This window comes from Chryseobacterium urinae (genome assembly GCF_030518295.1).
Classification (GTDB): domain Bacteria; phylum Bacteroidota; class Bacteroidia; order Flavobacteriales; family Weeksellaceae; genus Chryseobacterium; species Chryseobacterium mucoviscidosis.
Map to the genome: position 1 here is coordinate 1 of NZ_JAULSJ010000019.1, position 22,397 is coordinate 22,397.

17 protein-coding genes are annotated in these 22,397 nt (G+C 37.2%); 2 read left to right on the plus strand and 15 right to left on the minus strand.

Annotation, left to right across the window (positions count from 1 at the left end; all coding sequences use genetic code 11):
• Together QWT87_RS12830 and QWT87_RS12835 are read left to right on the plus strand one after the other, a co-directional pair.
• The coding region (locus QWT87_RS12830) for a helix-turn-helix domain-containing protein (protein ID WP_337250580.1) at positions 1 to 297 on the plus strand (297 nt) is incomplete at its 5' end.
• Positions 298 to 457: 160 nt separating this feature from the next.
• Positions 458 to 1,258: a GIY-YIG nuclease family protein gene (locus QWT87_RS12835; RefSeq protein ID WP_302716408.1), complete on the plus strand. Its 801-nt coding sequence runs from the start codon at positions 458 to 460 to the stop codon at positions 1,256 to 1,258.
• Between the two features lie 92 nt (positions 1,259 to 1,350).
• Here QWT87_RS12835 and QWT87_RS12840 read toward each other — a convergent pair whose 3' ends face one another.
• The 15 genes from QWT87_RS12840 to QWT87_RS12910 form a co-directional block, all read right to left on the minus strand.
• The gene (locus QWT87_RS12840) at positions 1,351 to 1,869 is read right to left on the minus strand and encodes a DUF2911 domain-containing protein (protein WP_076396204.1); all 519 of its coding nucleotides are present in this window, start codon (positions 1,867 to 1,869) and stop codon (positions 1,351 to 1,353) included.
• Between the two features lie 527 nt (positions 1,870 to 2,396).
• Positions 2,397 to 4,088 (minus strand): sodium:solute symporter family transporter, encoded by a 1,692-nt coding sequence (locus QWT87_RS12845; protein ID WP_302716409.1) that lies wholly within the window; start codon positions 4,086 to 4,088, stop codon positions 2,397 to 2,399.
• A 100-nt stretch (positions 4,089 to 4,188) separates the two neighbouring features.
• Positions 4,189 to 6,678, minus strand: coding sequence for a PIG-L family deacetylase (locus QWT87_RS12850; RefSeq protein ID WP_302716410.1), 2,490 nt, complete (start codon positions 6,676 to 6,678; stop codon positions 4,189 to 4,191).
• A complete protein-coding gene (locus QWT87_RS12855; RefSeq protein ID WP_302716411.1) occupies positions 6,663 to 6,806 on the minus strand; it encodes a hypothetical protein in 144 nt (47 codons plus the stop codon). Before QWT87_RS12855 ends, QWT87_RS12850 begins: the two co-directional genes overlap by 16 nt.
• A gap of 245 nt (positions 6,807 to 7,051) precedes the next feature.
• On the minus strand, positions 7,052 to 9,328 hold the full coding sequence (bglX, locus tag QWT87_RS12860; protein ID WP_302716412.1) for a beta-glucosidase BglX: 2,277 nt from the start codon (positions 9,326 to 9,328) through the stop codon (positions 7,052 to 7,054).
• A gap of 203 nt (positions 9,329 to 9,531) precedes the next feature.
• Complete coding sequence (locus QWT87_RS12865; RefSeq protein WP_302716413.1) at positions 9,532 to 10,905, minus strand: sialate O-acetylesterase; 1,374 nt, start codon at positions 10,903 to 10,905, stop codon at positions 9,532 to 9,534.
• A gap of 21 nt (positions 10,906 to 10,926) precedes the next feature.
• Complete coding sequence (locus tag QWT87_RS12870) at positions 10,927 to 12,906, minus strand: cellulase family glycosylhydrolase (RefSeq protein ID WP_302716414.1); 1,980 nt, start codon at positions 12,904 to 12,906, stop codon at positions 10,927 to 10,929.
• Between the two features lie 138 nt (positions 12,907 to 13,044).
• On the minus strand, positions 13,045 to 14,178 hold the full coding sequence (locus QWT87_RS12875) for a glycoside hydrolase family 26 protein (protein WP_302716415.1): 1,134 nt from the start codon (positions 14,176 to 14,178) through the stop codon (positions 13,045 to 13,047).
• Positions 14,179 to 14,448: 270 nt separating this feature from the next.
• Positions 14,449 to 14,790: a phosphomannose isomerase type II C-terminal cupin domain gene (locus tag QWT87_RS12880; RefSeq protein WP_302716416.1), complete on the minus strand. Its 342-nt coding sequence runs from the start codon at positions 14,788 to 14,790 to the stop codon at positions 14,449 to 14,451.
• A 26-nt stretch (positions 14,791 to 14,816) separates the two neighbouring features.
• A complete protein-coding gene (locus QWT87_RS12885) occupies positions 14,817 to 15,836 on the minus strand; it encodes a hypothetical protein (protein ID WP_302716417.1) in 1,020 nt (339 codons plus the stop codon).
• Positions 15,837 to 15,852: 16 nt separating this feature from the next.
• Positions 15,853 to 17,058, minus strand: a complete 1,206-nt coding sequence (locus QWT87_RS12890; protein ID WP_302716418.1) for a glycoside hydrolase family 26 protein — start codon at positions 17,056 to 17,058, stop codon at positions 15,853 to 15,855.
• A gap of 346 nt (positions 17,059 to 17,404) precedes the next feature.
• Positions 17,405 to 18,445 carry a T9SS type A sorting domain-containing protein gene (locus tag QWT87_RS12895; RefSeq protein ID WP_302716419.1) on the minus strand — a complete coding sequence of 347 codons (1,041 nt, stop codon included), beginning with the start codon at positions 18,443 to 18,445 and terminating at the stop codon, positions 17,405 to 17,407.
• Positions 18,446 to 18,465: 20 nt separating this feature from the next.
• Positions 18,466 to 19,647, minus strand: a complete 1,182-nt coding sequence (locus tag QWT87_RS12900) for an AGE family epimerase/isomerase (protein WP_302716420.1) — start codon at positions 19,645 to 19,647, stop codon at positions 18,466 to 18,468.
• Between the two features lie 59 nt (positions 19,648 to 19,706).
• Positions 19,707 to 20,888: a glycoside hydrolase family 130 protein gene (locus QWT87_RS12905; protein ID WP_302716421.1), complete on the minus strand. Its 1,182-nt coding sequence runs from the start codon at positions 20,886 to 20,888 to the stop codon at positions 19,707 to 19,709.
• Positions 20,889 to 20,972: 84 nt separating this feature from the next.
• Positions 20,973 to 22,367: an MFS transporter gene (locus tag QWT87_RS12910; RefSeq protein WP_302716422.1), complete on the minus strand. Its 1,395-nt coding sequence runs from the start codon at positions 22,365 to 22,367 to the stop codon at positions 20,973 to 20,975.
• Positions 22,368 to 22,397: the final 30 nt, after the last annotated feature.

Below are 22,397 nucleotides of genomic sequence, written 5' to 3' on the forward strand. Positions count from 1 at the left end.
AGAATTTTACAGTTAATGAATGAAATCGATCTTACTAGCTGTAAAAAAGCACTTGGGTACAGAATTTCTGAATTAAGAAAGAAAATTATAAATCCCGAAACCAATAAACCTATTTCACAGGAAGAACTGGGTTTAAGGACTGGTCATGCGAAAAAGACAATCGGAGAATTAGAGCGAGGCAATACGAATCCGCGCTATGATACTTTGCTTATTATATGTAGGGAACTTAATGTGACCATTCAAGAACTCTTTGATTTTGATATGAAAAAATATATAAAACTTGCTAATAAATCCTGACTAGAGTTGGGATTTTTTTGTTGTTTACGGAAAGCCGTAAGGTAATATCAATCATTAATTATAAATTTGATTTAATTAGATTAAATAACGGAATAAACATTTACCATTACTGGACAGGAACTATTTTATTTTCTAATATTTACCATTCTAAAATTACTCTATGACTGATTTAAAAAAAATGCAAGAGCATTTTGCTCATTTTCATTTTTTATTAGATGAAGAATTAATACATATCTTAAACAAATATGATCAAACAGGGCAAATTAATAATGTTATTATTGGATTAAATAAAGAATGTTATGGAGTCCGTGTACATGAAGAAAATAATGAAGCAATATTAATTGAAATTTTTTATATAAATTATAAATCTAATCTCCGAGGTAATCTCATACAAATTAAATTAGATGACCCTAATTATTCTCATTTACTCTTAATATTTTGCAAAATATTAGCAATAGAATATTTAGAAATAAATGAAATTCATGCATTTAATACCTTTCAAAAACAGCTCCGATCTATTTTGGAGAAAGATGGATTTTTTACAATAACAAATATAGATATTGAAGAGTTAAAAAAATTTGGACCAAATGGAGCATTAATCAACGTACATTATAAAGCTATCAAACAAATTGATTTAATTCCAATTGTGGATTTTTACAGGGAGATTTTTAATGATAATTACAAAAGAGTTTCTGAAAATCATACTGACTATGTTTATTTAATGATTAATACAGAAACTGCATTAGTAAAAATTGGCTATAGTAAAAATCCAAACTACAGAGAAAAAACATTACAATCTAAAGAACCTCAAATTTATTTAATTGCATGTTGGAATGCAAACAGACAAGTTGAAACAGAACTTCATCGAAAATTTAAACAACATAGGATACGTGGTGAATACTTTAGATTGAGCTTTGATAATCTAAAAGAATTAAAAGACATTATGGAGATCTATAATTAACATTTATAAATACTATCTTGTCATTTTCATATTTATGATTTACAAAAACAAAAAATCCCGAAAACTCGGGATTTCAAATTTCAAATTCAAACTTACTTAATCTCCACCGGAACCGAGATTTTATCCCAATCCATCGAGAATCCGTTTTTATTTATTTTGTACACCAGAGTTTCCTGTTTTGCTGGCAGTGCTTTTGTTTTTACGTCTACACGTAAAGCATCTTTTGCCTGTTCGTATTTGTAGGCGCCCCACTGTTTTGCCTCCTTGTTGAAGATGGCAGTCCATGTTCCGCTTTCTTTAGGAATCAAGAAAAAGCTGTATTTTCCGGCAGGAAGTTTTTTACCCTGAACGGTAATATCTTTATCCGTTTCAAAAGTGGTGGCTTCATTGGCTCCTGCACGCCAAACCTGATCATACGGTTCCAAACCTCCCCAAATGGTGCGCCCTTTAACAGAAGGACTGCTGTAAGCGATCGTAATATTGGCATCCTTAATCTTTCCGGTTGCTGTTGCAGGAGGACTTGCCGGTTTTTTGGTGTCTTGTGCAAAAGCGTTTACCGAAAGCGTCATGGCAGCCACAAGAACCGTAGCCGATTTAAAAATTGTTTTCATAATACTATTATTTGTCTGTTTATTTTTATGATTAAAATTGTTTCAACTTAATAAAAAACTTGTCTACATTTTTCTACAGCAAAAGATTTTAACACTTTAGTTGTTTAAGTTTACTACTTAAATGGGCAAAAAAGAGCATATAAGTTAAAAAAAATCAAAGATTTTTTCTCTTTGCAGCCTTTTTGAAATACTTTAAATATATCCAATAAAGTCTTTTGTCTCTTTTGTGGTTAAATTTAAAATGAGTTTAAACAACCCCACAATATAAAGCGCTCCAAAGAATAAAAACCGAATATTTTTTAAGCCATTGTGATCTTTTCTTTTTTTGAGTATCTGTTATTAATCATACTGCTATTTAACGCAAAGAATCGCTAAAATTTTATTTATATACCAACTGTTTTTAAGTTCGCAAAGGCGTTTCACTCAGCAAAGAACCCAAAGTTTTTTTAATGATAACAAATTGCGGACAACCACTTTCTTTTAGATCCTGCTTAAATTTATAATTTAAAAACGCTTTTATTATCTGCTTACGAATTTACTGCTTTCGGTTTATAAAACAGTAACCCGATTGCAGAAAATACAATCACCGCCGCTGCGCCGATCACATTAAGCCAAAGAAAAGAAACAACATCAAACTGATAAACGGCAATCACGGCAATTTCAGATAAAATAGCTGCAATAAATACATTCGCCCCATTGATTTTTTTAAAGTAAAAAGCAACAAGGAAAATCCCCAATATCGGTCCGTAGAAAAGGGAACCTAATACATTCACCGCTTCAATAAGGGAACCCATTTGCGTGGCAAACATCGCCACACCGATGGAGAAAATTCCCCACGCTAATGTGTGCAGTCGGCTGTATTTCAGTTCCGTTTTATCATCCGGAATTTCTTTTTTAAAGATCAGATGAACATCTTTCAAGGAACACGCAGCAAGGGAATTCAGTGCCGCCGAAATGGACCCCCAACTGGCAAGGAAAATAACGGCAAACAGCAACCCGATCATTCCAACAGGCAACGTATTTTTCACGAAATACAGGAAAATATAATTGGTATCTGTTTTTTCTGCATTAAAGTTTGACTGATTGATCGCTTCTTCTACCCTTCCGTGAAGTGCTTTTACCTGAGACTGCGTATTTTTAAAATCCTGAATTTTTGTTTCAAGCTGTGAAGAGTTGTTTTGTTTTAACTGTAAAATTTCCTTCGATTCTGCATTAAATTTTGTCTGCAAATCCTGATGTTCTTTTTCAAAAACCACTGCCTGTTCGGGTTTTGTTTCTTTTAAATGCTGATAAGAACGTTCGTTAAAATAAATCGGAGCCGGTTTCAGAGAAAAGAAAGCAAAAAGCAAAGCGCCAATTAAAAGAATTGCAAACTGCATCGGAATTTTAACCAATCCGTTCAGCAGCAAGCCCATTTTTGCATTGGTATTGTCTTTCGCCGTAATATATCTCCCAACCTGACTCTGGTCTGTACCGAAGTATGACAATGCCAGAAAAAAGCCGCCAATTAATCCGCTCCAGATATTGTATTTGTCTTTCCAGTCGAATTCTGTGGTAATGACATTCAGCTTTCCGGATTTCCCCGCCAGATAAAGCGCATCTTTAAAACCAATTCCATTCGGCATATTATCAATAAGTAAATATCCTGCAAAAGCCATCGTTCCCAGAATAATGAGAAACTGTAATTTTTGGGTGTGCGCAATGGCTTTTGCTCCGCCAACATAGGTATAAATCAATAGAATTCCGCCTGTTAAAACATTCGTCAGGTAAATATTCCAGTTTAAAACGCTGGATAAGATGATACTCGGCGCGTAAATGCTGATTCCTGTTGACAAACCTCTCGAAAAAAGGAAAAGCAGTGAAGTAAGTACCCTTGTTTTCTTATCAAAACGGTTTTCTAAATATTCATAAGCGGTGTAAACATTCAAACGCTGAAAAATCGGGATAAACGTAATACAGATCACAATCATCGCCAAAGGCAGCCCAAAGTAATACTGAACGAAACGCATCCCGTCTGTATACGCCTGTCCCGGCGCCGAAAGAAATGTAATGGCACTTGCCTGAGTCGCCATAATTCCGATCAGCACAATGTACCATGGCATTTTATTGTCTGCTTTCAGGTAAGATTCGTTGCTTTTCTGTCCACGCCCGATAAATACGCCGTACACAACCACTGCAACCAGTGTACAAATAAGAACTGCCCAATCTATCGTACTCATGCCCAGAATTTAGTAAACCAATAATAAAATACAATCTGTCCTACTAACACACCAGCTAATAATAGATACCAGATATTCCAATTTTTAAGTTGTTTGTTCATCAGTTTTTCTGTGCAGATAAAAAGTTTAAAAATAAACGTGCCGCCCCAACATTTCCCGCAGGCAACTGCCTGAAAAATGCCAACGGCGTATAAATAAAATTCCCCTTTCCGTATGGGGCATATAAAGTAGATCCCTGCAAATGCTCTTCACCGGTGTCATGCATTTCAAAAAGCGGTTCATACGCCGCATCCCACTGATCCGGAAAATATGCGCCGCGTTCCTGTACCCAATCCTTGAAATCATTTTGAGTAATTTTATTCGGAAAGTTTAGTAATTTATGATTCGGATTTAAAAATGTAACCTCTGCATTTTCTTCTGTAACGCGTTTACTTGTGGCAATACGGAAATTGTAGATTCCCAATTGATCGACGGTTGTATCCTGATTGGTGTTGTACTGCATCACAAGATTTCCTCCGGCTTTTACATAAGACCATAAAAAAGGCATCCATCGACCCAGCTTTTTCTCTGTGTTATTGGCACGAATTCCCAATATGATGGCATCATACTGCGAAAGTTTATTTTGGCTGCCGTTTCCGCTGTAAAAATCTTCGTCTTTCAGAACATCAACCTGAATTCCCGCAATTCTCAGAAATTCTGGAATAAAATCTCCCGCACCTTCTATATATCCCACTTTTTTAACCTTTGTCTGAATATCACCTTTCATTACGGTAACCGTTGCAGGTGCAAAATATTGTAAAGAAGGCAAATGCGGGTACTGAATTAATACCTGCTTTTTATTGTAAGTTACTCCATCTGCAACAAAATTAGCATCCAATTGTAAACGGGATGTATTTATTTTGCTGAGTTTATTTTTGGGAATTACATAATCAATGGTTGTTTCTTTTCCATTGAATGAATTTACATCTGTACTGCCTAATTGTTCTCCGTTGTACATCAGATTAATTTTACCATTGCTGAATGGTTTATCTGAATTAATTTTAACATTTACGCTCAAATGTAGATCTTCATTTTCTTTTGCTAAATAAAGAGGTTGTGTAAATTTCAGTTCCAGAGCAGGAACAATACGCAAAGGTTCTACCACATCTCCTCTTACCGGATCTAATTTTTTGAACGATAAAGGAAGCTTAACCTGAAACTTTTCCGAGCCGATTTTTAAATCCACCCAAACATTCAGTGGAGATTCTGCTTCCGGCAAACCGATTAACGTATCATTCGGAACTGAAAAAGTTGCCGCATTCACAGGCGGTTTTGTCAACCAGTAAGGTTCTGTAAGTGCTGCATCTGATGGAATCTGAATGTCATGCTGAATGGTAATTAAAGAATCTTTTGAAAGATTTCTGTTGAAACTTTCAGATTGATTTAGCCATTTTACATTTTCTAAAACAACAGGATTTACAGCTCTTGAAATAATATTTAATTTGAATTGATAGTGATTTCCTGCAACCGCTTCAGCTTTGTTTGTAACCACTTCCCCCATAAATCCGGCGCAGCTTAAAATAATTTGGTCAAGAGATTTAATTTTATCCTTTTTCAGTTCTGCATCTTTCAGAGTCATAATCTTTTTTCGTAAAGCAAGCAAAGCAGGTAAGCTGAGATCCGGGTTATTAAAATTAAAATTTGAAATAATCTGATCCAATGCTTGATCAATATCAGCATTTCCCTGTGAAGTCCATGTTTTAACGATTCCGTCAAAAATTGTCGATTTTGCAGGATCTCCGATAACATGGGAAAAATATTCAGTTTTTATCCCAGCTACAGATTGTGTTCCCGCACCCTGACTTTTGTGTAAACTTCTACTGAGTCCTGCCAATTCACCATAGCCCATTCCGAGTTGCGCATCGTATTGTCCAACGGTAATTTTCAGTTGATTTTCAGCGGTCGTATTGACTGCACCAAACCGGAATGTGTTCCACAATACACGTTTTGGCTGCCATACATTGACATACTTTAGCTGATCCGGAAAAGCGGTTTTATCACCTGCCAGTTTAAAGGCTTTTTCGGCAACCACAGCCGAAGCCGCGTGTTGTCCGTGTCCTGCCGCAGCGGTAGGCGGAAAACGACAAATAATGACATCCGGACGGAATGTACGGATAACCCAGACAACGTCTGCTGTAATGTTGTCTGCATTCCATTGTTTAAAAGTATCTGTGGTATTTTTAGAGAACCCGAAATCAATCGCGCGGGTAAAAAACTGTTGAGCACCGTCTAATTTTCTTGCCTCTAAAAGTTCATGCGTTCTGATTAATCCCAGTGCCGCACCTTGCTCTGTTCCCAATAAATTCTGCCCTCCATCGCCTCTGGTTAAAGACAAATAGCCTGTTTCTACATTTTGATCGTTAACCAGCCATGAAAGTAATCCTGTATTCTCATCATCAGGGTGAGCGGCAAGGTATAACACTTTTGGCAGATGTTTAAGGGTTTTGAGTTCGCGGTAAATCTCAGATGATTTTGATGGCCGAAGCTGCTGAGCCGGACAAAAGACCGCATAAAAGACAAGGATAAAAACAAGGGTTACTTTTCTGAACATTTGAATTTGCTTTGCAGGGCAAATATAAGTAAATCGTTTTTGGTTTTGAGGGTAAAGATATTTTGCTGACCTCTTTGTATGAAAATAAAAAAATCGAAGCGGAATCCACCAGCTTCGATTGTTTTCATACTGTTTAAACTTTTTATTTAACTACAAAAGGTACAAAAGATGACTAAACTTTTATTTAAAGCTGATCATTATAAATGAAAAAGGTTACCATAGTTTTTAAAAATCTTTGATTTTTATTCTTTTGAGCGCTTCGATTATTATAGAAATTCGCTTTAACATTGTCTTTTTTGCCTTTTGTGGTTAATTCTGAAATAGTTTAAATAAGTTTACGCTTAAAAAAGGAATCATTTTTTACAAAACTTTTTTACTCCAGACCAAATTCATCCGAAATCAAACTCTCCGAGTTTCCGCCTACCATTACTTTGAAGGTTCCTTCTTCTATGATAAAGTTTCCTGAATTATCATAGAAACCGAGTTCTTTTTCAGTTAAATTAAAGGTGATCTTTTTACTTTCGCCGGATTTCAGTTCTACGATCTGGAAGCCTTTTAGTTCTTTTACAGGTCTTGCAACGGAAGCAGATTCGTCCTGAATATATAACTGAGCCACTTCCTTTCCATCGTATTTCCCTGTATTTTTAAGGGTAAAAGTGACCTGAATGTTTTCACCTTTTGAAAACAACTTTTTATTGATTTTTAAATCGGAATACTCAAATTTTGTGTAACTCAACCCAAATCCGAACGGATAAAGCGGTGTTTTTTCTACATCGGAATAATGACTCCAGAATACATTTTTATCTTTGTCAAAAGGTCTTCCGGTATTAAGATGATTGTAATAAACAGGAATCTGACCTACGTTTCTCGGGAATGTCATGGGTAATTTTCCACTTGGATTGTAATCTCCGTAAAGAACCTGCGAAACGGCGTTTCCTGCCTGTGTTCCCAAATGCCACGCTTCTACAATGGCAGGTATATTTTCTGAAGCCCAGTTGATCGTTAAAGGTCTTCCGTTGTTTAAAACGAGCACGATATTAGGATTTACTTTAAAAATTTCTTTTAAAAATTCTTCCTGAAGTCCGGGTAAATCTATGTTTGTTCGGCTTCTTGCCTCTCCGGACGAAAATCCGTGTTCTCCCAAAACCATCACAACAACATCGGCATTTTTTGCAGCATTTTTTGCTTCTTCCAGACCCTTTCTGTCGGTAGTGTTATAGTTCACTTCGGTAAGGAAAGTAGGTTCGGAGGTTGTTAATTTTGGTCCTTCCACAAAATTAAGCTGATTGCCTTTGTAGGCTTTCATACCTTCCAGAACAGAAACTGCGGTATTGTTGTCTGCTGCAATTCTCCAGCTTCCGAGAGGGGAATTTTTACTTTCTGCCAAAGAACCCAGAAGGAGAATTTTTTGTCCTGATTTTTTAAGCGGAAGAAGATTTTTTTCGTTTTTAAGAAGAACAATGGATTTTTTTGCCATATCCAGAACGGCTTCATGGTTTGCAGTGCTTCCAATTGTTTCCTTTTCACGCTTCTCATCGAGAAAACGATAAGGATCATCGAAAAGTCCCAGTTCAAATTTAACGCGAAGAATTCTTCTTACGGCATCATCTACAAAACTTTCTTTAACTTTTCCCTGTTTCACCAGATCAATGAGGTACGGCAGATAAATTCCGCTTTCCATATCCATATCGGTTCCTGCTTCTACGGCAGATTTTGCCGCTGCTTTTTCATCTTTTGAGAATCCCCAAGAAATCATCTCACGGATAGAAGCCCAGTCTGATACCACAAAACCGGAAAAATTCCATTTGTCCTTCAGCACATCTCTCAGAAGATATCTGTCGGCTGTTGCAGGAGTTCCGTTAATGGTATTGAATGAATTCATCACACTTCTTATTCCCGCGTCCACAGCGGATTTAAAAGGCGGCAATACCTGATTGAATAATGTATTGTTTCCGATTTCCACGGCATTGTATTCCAGTCCGGCTTCTACAAAACCGTACGCTGCAAAATGTTTTGCGGTGGCCGCAATTCTTGACGGAGATTTGAAGGTATTATCTCCCTGAAATCCTTTTACACGCGCCGCGGCAATTTTTCCTCCTAAAAAAGGGTCTTCTCCGGCTCCTTCCATCACTCTTCCCCATCTTGCATCTCTGGAAATATCCATCATGGGACCGAATGTCCAGTTGATTCCGGATGCGGCAGCTTCTGAGGCAGCAACTTCCGCAGATTTTTCGATGGCTTTGAGATCCCAGCTTGCTGCTTCTGCCAAAGGAATTGGCGAAATCGTTTTATATCCGTGAATAACATCAAAACCAATAATTAGCGGAATGCCGAGTCTTGTCTGTTCCACAGCGATCTTCTGAACCGCTTTTACTTCTTTTACTCCGCGAACGGTAAGCATAGATCCGACCAGTCCTTTTTTTATATTTTCATATTTTTCTTCAGCACTTCCTCCGACTGGAGCAGGTCCCGTAACATCCCAGAAACCGTTGTACTGATTCATCTGCCCTACTTTTTCTTCCAGTGTCATTTTAGACATCAGAACATCGATCTTCTTTTCTGTTTCGGGGTTGAGTTTTTGCTGTGCGCTGACTGTGTTCACTGTAATGATGCTTATTATGGAGATAATTACTATTTGGGTTATTTTCATTTTATTTTTGATTATTCTTTGTTGACTATGATCTTTAATTTTAACGTAAGGTTCTGAGATAAAAGCTCAAATATTTTTTAACGGTAAAAAATTAATGATCACAATTTATGAATGTCCGTTTTTAAAATTCAATCAATATAAAAGAAATATCTGGTGTTTTTAAAATTTTTCAGTTAAAGTTCTGACTCTATGAATTTTTCGGTTTATTTCTCGGTTGAAAAACTGGAAGCGGGTAATTCAGACTTATTAAATAAATCTGGAACCGCGGTGTTGCTCCAGTCATATCTTACATTAACAGGATTTTTCACTTCTTTGGATTCTAAAATAATGGTATTCCCTTTTATTACTGCGGCAGCCGGAGAAAATTTTCCATCTGTTCCTGCAATTTCAAAAAGTGTTGATTCTTTATCTTTAAAATGCAATCCGTCTGCAAAATCAAAAGATAGAATAGCTTTATTTCCTTTGTATTCTACGTTTTTAAGCTTCGGACTTTCTACAAGACCGTTATTTTTGCCGTATACATTTTTCAGAATAAGATTTGCCATTCTTATCCCGACCGGCTTTTTATTTTTCGGATGAATATCGTCTGTTCTGTCGAGATCTGAGGTAATGACAAGACCTGAATTTTTAACGGTTTCTGAAACTATTCTCTGGGAATTCTGAATTTTAACGGTAGTATCGCCCCAACCTGTATATTTGGCAATCTGAATGATGTAAAAAGGAAATTCTTCTCCTCTTGCTTGTCTCCAGGATTGTATCATAGAAGAAAGCAGGTCTGTATATCCTTCGGCATTTCCTGTATTGGTTTCACCCTGATACCAGAGTGCGCCTTTTATTTTATACGGATTCAGAGGGAAAATCATTGCATTGTACGCTCCGCTCATCTGTGTAGGATAATATTCTGAACTTCCCAGCTTTTTGTAATTGTCTGCTAACAGGGGATTTTGGCGGAATACCTGTTCCGGAGCCCATAATTCTGCTGCACTTCCTCCCCATGCGGAAGAAATAATTCCTACCGGAACACCGTTGAGGTTTTCCTGTATTTTTTGGGCAAAGAAATAGCCTATCGCACTGAAGTTTTTCATGGTCTCGGGATTGCAGGAAACCCAGCTTCCAAAGAAATTATTCTGTGGATAGGGTGATGAGAGTTTCGGAACGGTAAAAAATCTTATGTCCGGAAAATTGGCTTTGGCAATTTCTGCATCAGCATCTTTCATTCCCCAAGCCGGCGTGTATTCCATATTAGATTGTCCGGAAATCAGCCATACTTCACCCAGCATTATGTTTTTAAGCTTTACTTCATTATAGCCTTTCATAGTAATGGTGTAAGGTCCGCCCTCTTTTCCTGTGGGTATGATGAATTTGAAAACAGCATCATTGCCTGTCACGGTTTTGTATTCTTTATCGAGAAAATCTGCTTTCAGGGTGATTTCTTCTTTTGGATTGGCATTTCCCCAAATAACGATTTCTGCATTACGCTGCAACACCATATTGTCTGTAAATATTGCCGGAAGATTGATGTTGGCGAACAATAGATTCGTGAGTAATAAAGAGAAAAGACTTATGATAGATTTCATGTGAGATAGATTAAAGCTTAATTAAGGTAAGTATTTCTGTAAAAAAGGAATTAACTGGTTTGCCATTATCTGGTCGTCTTCTTTACCTGGATGATATCCGCATCCTTTCGGAGTCATTGGCTTAAATTCAAATATTTCGATTGGCTGATGTTTTTTATCATTCCTGAAAGAATTTTTCACGGCATTTAAACATTCTACGAGAAGTTTATTATTCTCGCCTGAAACCATCGGACTGTTTAATAAAACAACTCTGGTGTCCGGATATTTTTTGTAAATATTCTGAACGAATTCCACATAATTTCCGATGAATTTTTCTTTATTGAACGGCAGACGTTCTTTTTTACCATCGCCATTCGACAAGTCATTTGTTCCCAGACATATACTTACCAGATCAGGCTGATAATCGTTTCCGAAAAGTTCGGGCTCTGAAGTTCTCAGATAAAGATAAGGATAAACATCGGGCAGAATATTTTCCTCCGATTTCTCTGTGTTCCAGTTTCTATACATCCCATATCCTGAAACAGAACTTAAAAGATAATCTGCTCCCAAAGTTCTGGCAGCTACAGAACCATAAGCAAAATACGCATTATGCTGATCAAACCACTGTCCTTTTCCGCACGGCAGTCCGCTTTCATCATTTCCGAATCCGCAGGTAATAGAATCTCCTATGAATTCAATTTTTTTTCCTGGTTTCGGCTGAAAAGAGACAGCATCGATTCCGCTGCCGTCAAAATAGACTTCTCCCATTGCTGCTTCCGTTGCCTTTACGATTTTGATAGTGTGTACTTTCAGATTTTTGTCTGAAACATCGTAAGTAAATTTTTTAATCTCGTTATTGTCTATTTTAAATCTGCCGATGTATTTACCGTCCAGTTCAATGGAAACATAGTTGTAATAGCCTTGGAAAGGAATATTTTTTAATCCGAAACTTACGGAATTTCCGGTAAACTGAAATTCGGTATAAGATCCGGGACCAATAAGTTTACCTTCGTTAAAATAAGACTGAAGCACTCTTCCGTGCCAGTAAAATTTCTGAAGAAAGTTTCCTCTGTCGTCAAACTGTTTAAGATATTCTCTTGTTCTTATTCCGGATTCGTTAAGATCGGATAATTTCCAGTTTCCGTTGGAGGAAGCAGTTGGAAGAAGCATGGAGCAGGTTTCTTTTTTGTCGGAAACCGACCATGTAATCCAGCTCAGCTTATTTTTATTCATCCAGCTAAAATAGCTCTGCCATTCAGGATAATTAAATTTTCCGTCTCCGGTAGCTTCCATTCCGGCAGATTCTGAAATGAAAACCGGAATGCCCGATTTTATGGCTTCATCGGTTCTGTCGCGTAGCCATTTTCCATGAGTTCCTGCATAAAAATGCACGGTGTACATGATATTTTTTTTGTCTTTTAAGGGATTTTTCTGAACGAGATCTATTCTTTGATCCCATTCCGGACAGCCTACGAGAATAATATTGTCGGCATCATTTTTTCTGATGGTCTTTACAATTTCTTCCGCGTAACTTTTAACTTCTTCCCAGGATTGTTTTTCAGGCTCGTTGAAAACCTCATAGATCACGTTCGGGTATTTGCCGTATTTTTTGGATATTGTATTAAAGAATTCTTTCGCTTCTTTCGTATGAATTTTATGAGCGTGCCAATCGATAATTACATAGATGCCTTCTTTAATGGCAGCATCAATTACCGTTTCTATGCTTTTGAGGTTTGCCTGAGGATTTTGCAGATACGCACCTTCTGGATCTATTCCCATGGAAGCACGGATAACATTTACGTTCCAGTCGTCTTTCAGCCACTTTACGGTTTTCGGGGTATAAAATCTGGGATGAAAATTGCTCCAGCCGAAACTGGTTCCCACTAACCTCACAGGTTTGCCTTTTGCATCGGAAAGCTGGGTTCCCACAAGCTGAAGATTTCCGATTTCCTTTACAGGATTTCCTGCAAATGTAAATATGGAAATTAAAATGAATAGAAGTGTAATGCGTGAAGATTTCATTTTACCTTTTTTATTGTTATTTCTGTTCAAACAATTTCAAATTTATCCAACATAAGACACTGGTAAATTGTTTGTTAAAATCATTTAAACTGCAAATAGTCCTGTTTAATTGTTATCTTACTAATGGATTATGCATTATTATTTGTACAGGTTCATTTTTCCTGCTTCTTTTTCAAATAGTGTTTTTTTATCTTTATAGAATTTAAAAAAATCTTTTTCCGAAGAATGTCCTTTGAAAGGCAGATAATATTCTACTTCATTATTTCCCGGTTTGAAACCTGCATTTCTCCAGAACAGGACGTATGAAAATGTGTGTTTATCAAAAACAGGTTTCAGTACTTTCGTAAACCACTCAGAATCCGGAATCTGGTTATATCCTATTTCGCCGATGGCTGAAATTTTATTATGTTTTTCTGCTGCCTGATTCATTGCGGAAATAAGAATATCCAGTTTTTCTGCAAACTTTTTTCCTTCATCCACAGAACCTCTCTGATAAGCGTCAAAAGACATCATATCTACATAGCTGTCTCCCGGATAGCGTTTCAGGAATTCTTCAGGGGTAGAATATTCAACGCTGGTGTTATAAACTGAAATCAGGTGATGCAGTTTTTTTTCATTTTTTAAATAATCTAAAGAAAACCTGTACAATTCTTTATATTCTTCATCTGAAGCAGATTTTACGCCCCACCAGAACCATGTTCCGGTGTGTTCATGAAAGGGTCTCCACAGAATAGGAATCGGGGTTCCTTTATCGTCTTTTAAATCTGCTAAAAAATCGGCAACTTTATCAAGATAAGATAGAAAAACGGAATGTTTATCTCCGCCTTTCAGAATACTTTTTATGGAGGTATTGGAAAAATCCCATGCATTGCCGCCTGTAATGGGATTGTTGGAATGCCAACTTATGGTAATAATTCCGCCACGGCGATAGCCTTCTTTTATGAATTCTTTCATTTTACCGAATGGTACACCATCAAGATTCTCTGCTTTTCCCAGCTCCAGATCTCCAAGTTCCCAGCCATACACAGCGGGATGATCTTTTACCACTTCTTTAACATCACTTCTTCCCTGTTGGTATTTCCAGTAAACACCATACGCCAAATCGTCCTGATGTCCTATGAAATAGCCTTTTTTCTGTGCTTTTGCCAGATTTTGATACAGATTCTGTGTTTCCTGTGTGGCTTTCTCGTCAGATAGTCTGAACTGGGCATTTGCAAAAGACAAAGCCGAAAGAAAAGCTAACGAGAAAAATTTTGTAGGAAAAATTTTCATAGTAAAGAAATGTAAATAAAGATTAATGATAAAAATTAATTTTTGATCATCCTGTGTTTGAAGCTGTTTTGAAATGTATAGGTAATCACAAAAGAAATATTAAGATCCTGAAGCAAAAAATCTATCCGGATTAAACAGCGAAATCATCTTTTAGGCTGGTGTAATTAATTTAAGAACAGCAAGATGTTTCTTTTCTTTTGTGATTACGTTTTATTGACCTTTATAATTATTGAAGCATGTGTTCATTAATTATTTGTGGTTGTTTTGGTCTTATGCTCTGTTGTAATCGTCTTCGATTCTTACAATATCGTCTTCCCCAAAGTAGGTTCCGTACTGAACTTCAACAAAAATAACGGGCTCGGAAGTTTTATTTTCTATTCTGTGGTGTGCTCCAAGAGGAATCTGTGCAACCTGCCCTATTGTGTAATCTCTGATGTCTTCATCAATGGTAATGGTTCCGACTCCTGAAACAATTGTCCAGACTTCTGCTCTTTTATGATGATACTGCAAAGATAGTCTTCCACCGGGATTCACCTGTATTCTTTTTACTTTATGAGTTTCTGAGTCATCCAGTACCCAATATTCTCCCCAAGGTCTTACGTCATGTTCCATACTAATGTTTATTTAATTTTAAATTTTTATTTGTTGAATTTTACCTGAATATCATCTACATACATAGTTCCTGTAGCTTCCGAAAGAGCCAGCATAATTCTATATTTTCTAGAACCTGCGGGAACAGCAAGGGTTTTTGAAAACTTTTGCCAGTCTTTCGCGTCCGAAACAAAAAATACCGGCTGATCGTCTCCTGTTTTTGCAGTTCCGTCTTTGGTGAATTCTACGATCATTACTCCTTTATTCCAGTCGTTTTTTCCGGGTTTCAGGTCTTTTGTTTTTGCAAATGCAGAAATATCCAGTGTTTTGCTTCCATCGGGGATATCTGCAATCTGATCTATTCCGAACCAGACAGGATTTGAAGAAGACAGCTTTAAGCTTTTCTGTCCTTTTACTTTTTCTTCGGAGGTGGTTTCAGCGGTTCCCCTCCAGTTTTCGAGTCCGTTTTCAAAGTCCGTATTACTGAGGGTTACAATTTCCAGCGGAGTAGAATCGGTAATCACTTTCACCTCATATTTTTTGGTTTCTTCTTCCTGAATTTTATTAAGATCTTCCTGTGTAAGCGGTGTTATTTTAATATCATCAAAATAGAAACTTCCTGTACATTCGGATAAAGCAATCATAAGTCTTCCGGAACGGTCTTTATTTAGCGGAATTACTTTTTTATATTCCTTCCATGGAGTTGTTCCTTCCAAAGCGGCAATATTTTCTCCTTTACCGTTAATTTCGGCAATTACCACTGCTTTGTTCCAGTCGCTTTTTCCTTTTTCCACGCCATCTGCTTTCAGCCATGCAGAAACTTCAATCGCTGCTGTATTTTTAGGAATACTGAAGGTCTGATCGATTCCTTTCCACTGCGGAGCGGTATATTCTGTAATTCCGCCTCCTTTACTTCCTGTATGTTTGGTGTACGGATTAATTGTTATCGCACTTTCATTGTTCCAGCTTTGGGCATCCATTTCAAAACCTCCGTTGCTGATAAGGTTTTTCTGACCGCTAAGTGCTAATGAAGCTAAAATAAAAATGCTTAAAATATTTTTTTTCATTCAGATTCTTTTTCTGTTAATTATATAAAATTCCGGCTATGGTTGTCTGAAGAGCCATCTGCGGTTTAAGGGTAAAGTTTTTAAAATCTGTGGCATAAGGTGTTGCCGGAGTGGGAACGTAATATGTATTTCCCGCATTACTCCAGAAGCAAACATATGAAATTTTCACGTTATTGGATGTAATGGCAGGATGCACCAGTGTCGTAAAGTGGGTAGACGTTCTGGCTGTACTGTTCTGGCTGGAGTATCCGGTTTCGGTTAATGCCGCAATTTTATTTTTCTGGATGGCAAGATCAGATATTACTTTTAGTTTACTGTTGGCGGTATTTGCTCCTGTTGTTGTCTGTGCTGTAAAGTCATAATAATTATCCATTCCTAAAACATCTACGTACTGGTCTCCCGGATATCTCGAAAGGTAGGCTGTAGAAGTTGTGTAGGAAGCATCCGGTGCAAAAGCATACAGTACATTATGAACATTCATGGTGTTTCTGAGATAGTTTACAGTAAACTGCCAAAGCTGTTTATATTCTTCTGCCGTGCAGTAAGCTGCTCCCCACCAGAACCAGTCTCCGTCGAATTCATGAAAAGGCCTGAAGATCACAGGAATTTCTTCGCCGCCGCTTCCTTTAAGATTTTTAAATACAGAAGCCACTTTCTGGAGTTTGGTAAGATACCAGTTGTGGTTGGCTCCACCGGGAAGAATACTTTTAAAAGCGTTCTGCTTTTGAGAAGCCGTCATTTCCGAGGTGTAGAAAGTAGTTTCGTTGTAAGGTTCTCTCAAATGCCAGCAAAATGTTACCGCCATCCCTTTCTGGTAGGCTTCTTTTGCTGCTGCCACAATTTTCTGCTCCTGCTGATAATACCAATTGGAAGCATTTGCCTGATAATTTTTGTCGGTAATGAACATGAGATCCAAACCGATAAGTGCAGGATCGGATCCTGTAGCTTTTTTTACGTCAGACATGGAAGTATTATCCTGATAATAGGTGTAAAACGCATCCTGATGACCTACGAGAATTTTGGTTCCGGCATTATTTTTTAAATTATAAAATAACAACTGGGTCTTTTGGGTAGCATTTGCATCTGAGGTATTATTCACGAGTTTATTTATGGATTCTGAAGGCTGAGAGGTGCTATTCTCAACGGGATCGTTTTCTGAAGACTGACAGGAAAGAATTCCTACGAAGAAAGATATCAGAAAAAATTTACTTTGAATTTTCATTTTAAAATGTTTTTGAAAGTTAATATTATTGTGATTTGAATGTTTCTTTTTATTACTTCCTGAGTTTTTTCCTTCCTGTCATTACCTGTTAAAAAGAGAATAATTTATCTGAGATGCTTTTTGAATTATTTAAATATGCAGAAAATTAATTAAGACAAAATCAATTTAATTTTCTACGCTAAAAAGACGTTTTTAAATTAAATCTTCATTTAATTTCGGAGTTAAAAGTTTATCAATATTTTAAAAATAGATCGATTTATTTTAGGTAATAAAATTATATCAAACAGCTTCGGATATTTTAAATTATTCTCTTTATTTCAGGCATTCTTCTTGTATGGTTTATATCTTACTCTTTAATGATTTTCTGAGAATCTGTTCCGTTTAAGGTAATAATATAGGTTCCTTTGGCAAATTCTGAAAAATCAACTCCTTTATCCAGATCTTTCGTACTTCTGAAAATTTCTTTTCCTGTAAGATCATTAATTTTCACAGATTTTATTTTTTCAGGATTACTGAAATACAGGGTATTCTTTACAGGATTAGGATAGATTTTAATTGGGTTTTTAGCCGCTTCAAAATCAGAAACAGATAATGTTGTATTGGCACTTGTTACAACTACACTCGTGTTGGTTCCGTTCATATAGCTCCATGATGTAGTAGCCATTGTGGCTTCCCAACCGTAATATTCTCCGTTTGAAAGATTAGCGGTAGATGTTGTTCCCGCAGGTATCGCAAGATTTGCAACTCCTGAAACAGGCGTTGTTGTTGTAGCCGATGCAGGATTAATAATTACTGATACAACATCACTGATCCAATTTCCGGAAGAGCTGTACTTTGAAAGTCCTACCTTCACGATACGGTCTGTAGTTGCAGTATATTTGTAAGGTATGCTTTGTGTGGAACCAGCCGATACAGAAGCCGGAAGTGCTCCGTTGAAGCTTACATTATCTATAACGGTATTGGATGATATAATATTGGTTTGCGGCTGACTTCCTGCGATCCATCCTCCGGAAGAATCCTGAAGGGTAAGTGCCCAAAGATAATTGATTCCTGAAGGTAAATCTGTGCTTATTGTCTGGTTTGCAGGAACTGTAACTGTAATCGTCTTTGAAACTGGAGAAGAAGTAGCAGGAAGATTATCTAAAATAGTTCCTGTCTGCCAAGTATTCCAATCCGGAGTTACTCCGTCTGACTGGGATTTTATCAGGGATACTATAATTTTACACGGTGTGGCAGACGTGTAGTTTAAGGTAAAGGAAGGAGAACTTCCTACAGTAACGTTTACCGGTAAAGCCGATGTAAGATAGAGGGATTGCGCATTGGCAAAGACTCCAAAAGCGATCATCCCTAAAATTTTAAATTTCTGAGAAATAATTTTTGTATTCATTTTATTGTTTTAAAAATATATTACTTTACTCTTTTAATGATTTCTAAACAGGCTCTTCCGTTATGATAGGGACATTTCCAGAATCCTGCTTTATCTTTTTCTATGGGAAGATACTTTTCGTTGATTCCCCAGATCCATTCTCCGTTTTTTTTATCAATGATGTATCTTTCTGTGAATTCCACATTTTTTCTAAAAGCATCAAGGTATTTTTTGTTCTGGGTTAGCTGATAAGCATTCAGAAAACCAATCCACAATTCCGCCTGTGGCCACCAGTGTTTTTCTGAAATAAGATGATCGGATTCCGGTTCATATTCATACCATAATCCTCCGTCTTCATCCAGTCCTTCAAATGTTGCATCCGCCATTTTCACCGCATAGTTTCTGTACAGCGCGATCAGGTTTTCGTCTTCTGCAGCTTCTGCACACCATTGCAGCAGCCATGCCGCTTCGATATCGTGTCCATAGGAAATCACATCTTTCTTTTCGTTCCAATTTTCATCAAAAAACAGCCTGAGATGCCATGATTCTTTATTGATGAAATATTGGTCTATCGTTTCCAGCAACTGAATAATATTCTGTTTCAAATCTTCATCTTTCCATACGAGATAAAGGTTGGCAAATGCTTCCACGATATGAAGATGCGTATTCATGGTCTTTTTTTCGTTAGCATCTTTTTCGCTGAGACGCATATCTTCAATTTCTTTCCAGTCTTGGGTGTAGGCTTCGAAGTAGCCTTTATTCACTTTATCAAAAGAATGATTCCGAATGCTTTGATAGAGCGTTATTGCCAGATCCAGCGCCTCTTTATCATTTGAAACTTTATAAAATTCACTAAGACCATAGATAACAAATGAAATGGCATAGATCTGATTTTTGGAATCTTTTACTGTTCCATCTGCATTAATACTCCAATAAATTCCTTTTTGCTCCGGATTGTAAAATTTGGTTTTAATCTCTTCAAAAGCTCTTTTTGCCATATTGAGATCTTCGGGATTCTGAGTAACAGAAAATGCTGCAGAAAAAGTCCAGAGAATTCTTCCGTACATTACGGAACCTTTTTCCGCAGCAGCATTTTTTTGTTCGTTAAAATCAATCTCACCTATAAAACCTCCGTTTTTTTCGTCAATTGTATTCTTTCTCCAATAATTCAGAATATTATGGAGCTCACTTTGCATTGTATTCAATAAAAACTCTGTCTGCATTTTGAGATTAAATCTTATTATCTTTATTGTTGAGATTTTTTTACAGTACTGATGATCTGTTATTTGGAAACCAGATTATTATCTACGATCTCAATAATTGTTTTTACCGATTCTGATGAGATAAGTCTGTCTTCTGCCGTGTTCATGCAGTAATCTGTCAACTGTTCCACTGAAGAAACCGCTACGTGCATTCTGGTGTCTGAAGATGCATAATAGATGAAAACTTTACCATCTTCATCGGCAATCCATCCGTTGGAAAACAACACGTTGGAAACATCTCCTACTCTCTCCTCATTTTCAGGAGCCATAAAATATCCGGCAGGTTTATAGATTACTTTTCCCAGATCGTTTAGATCCGTCATAAACAGATATAAAACATAGCGCAATCCGGCAGCCGTGTTGCGTACTCCGTGAGCAAGATGCAGCCAGCCTTTTTCTGTTTTAATAGGAGCCGGCCCCAAACCGTTTTTCAGCTCGTAAACTGTATGATAGGTTTTTCCGTAGATGATTTCTTCATTTTCCACCACAGGATTCGTCATATCTGCAACATAGCCAAGCCCGATTCCTCCTCCTGCTCCAACATCGATAAATCCGTCTTGGGGACGTGTGTAAAGAGCATATTTTCCGTTTACAAATTCAGGGTGCAATACCACATTTCTCTGCTGTCCTGTATTGGAAATTAAATCCGGAAGCCTTTCCCAGTCTACTAAATTTTTTGTTCTTACAATACCCGCATTTGCAATTGCCATAGAAGTATCTCCTTTCGGTGCGTTGGGATCTTTTCTTTCTGTACAGAAAATTCCGTAGATATATCCGTCTTCATGATGGATTAAGCGCATATCGTAAACGTTTGTATCGGGATTTCCTTCAATCTGAGGAATCACAACGGGTTTTTCCCAGAAACGGAAATTATCAATACCATTCGGAGATTCTGCAATTGCAAAGAAAGATTTTCTATCGTAGCCTTCTACTCTTACAGAAAGAATATATTTATCGTTCCACTTCATTGCACCGGCGTTAAAAGCAGCATTGATCCCGAAACGTTCCATAAAAAATGGATTTCTTTCGGCATCCATATCAAAACGCCATTCTAACGGAGCATGAGCCGCTGTAACGACAGGATTTTTATATCTTGTAAAAATTCCGTTTCCGGCATGATTTTCCGGAGAATTTTTTTGAGTAACCAGCTTTTCAAATTCTTCTGACACTTCATTAAATCTTGTATTGAATAAATCACTCATTTTGCTATATTATTTTATATTTTGTTTGTAATAGAAATTATATTTCATCTGGTTTCAGATGCTTTTTATATGATTTGTATGTATTTAGTTTTCTTTTCTTCTCTGCTCCAGTTCTTCTGTAATTGATGAAAGTTTTTCTTCCGTTAAAGGATACACAAAAATGAAAAGCATAGAAACAATGGCTCCTGCCGCCGGAAGAATGCTCAGCATCAATCTGATTCCGGTCTGTGCATTTTCTGTCTGTACAACGTTTGCCTGAAACCCAAAGTAAGCCAAAAGCCATCCTGTTGCTGCTCCACCAAATGCCCAACCCAATTTCTGGGACATTGATGATGCCGAGAATACAAGTCCTGTTGCTCTTCTTCCCTGTTTCCATTCCGAGTAGTCTGCGGTATCGGCATACATCGACCATAAAAGAGGGAAAATGCATCCTGCGCAAATGCTTATGAAAAATTGCAGCAGTAAAATCATCGTGATGTTATCTTTCGTAAGGAAATAAAACAGGATACTGAGAACCGCTGCTGATAACATTGCGGCAAAGAATGTTTTTTTCTTTCCGAATTTATTGGCTAAAGGGGTCGCCAAAACCACTCCCACAATGTTGGCTGCCTGTCCTAAAACCAGATAAATGGTGAGATAGGACATCCCTGTTCCCATACCGAAAATGGAAAATGTTTCATGATCTGTTTTTTCCAGAAAATATTTGAAATAGTAAATTGCTCCGCCGTCTCGAATGGTATTGAAAAGCAATGTGGCAACTCCGGCTCCCAAAAGAATCCACCATGGTTTATTTTTCCAAAGATCATTAAGATCTTCTTTTAAGGTAGATTGGTCTTTTTTTATAGGTTTAATACGTTCTTTGGTTCCTGCAAAACATCCCCAAAACAACAGCGTCGTCATTACTCCGAATACAACAATGGTATAAAACCAGCCTTGCGAAGAAGTTAAAGTTCCGTCTCCAAAGTATTTTACCAGAGGTTCTATCATCCAAAGCGCAATAAGACTACCTGCGAAAGCAAAAACCATTCTGTAGGAAGCCAGTGTAGTTCTTTCTTTACCGTCTGAAGACATCACGCCAAGTAATGATGCATAAGGGACGTTGATGAGTGAATACACCATCATCATTAAGGAATATGTGATGTATGCATAGATCAATTTTCCGTTGTGTGCAAAATCTGGAGTATAAAAGGTTAATACACCGATGATGGCAAAAGGAACAGCAACCCATAATAAAAAAGGACGGAATTTTCCCCATTTTGTATCGATCCTGTCTGAATAAATTCCCACAAAAGGATCGAAAAAGGAATCCCATACTTTGGTTACCAGAAACATGGTTCCTACCGCAGCAGCCGCAAGACCAAACACATCGGTATAGAAAAAAAGCAGATACATGCTGAAGATTTTCCAGAACATAGAGGATGCGGCATCTCCAAATCCGTAAGCCACTTTTTCTTTTATATTTATCTTTTCGTTATTCATTAATTTTCTTTTAATGATTAAATTTTACAA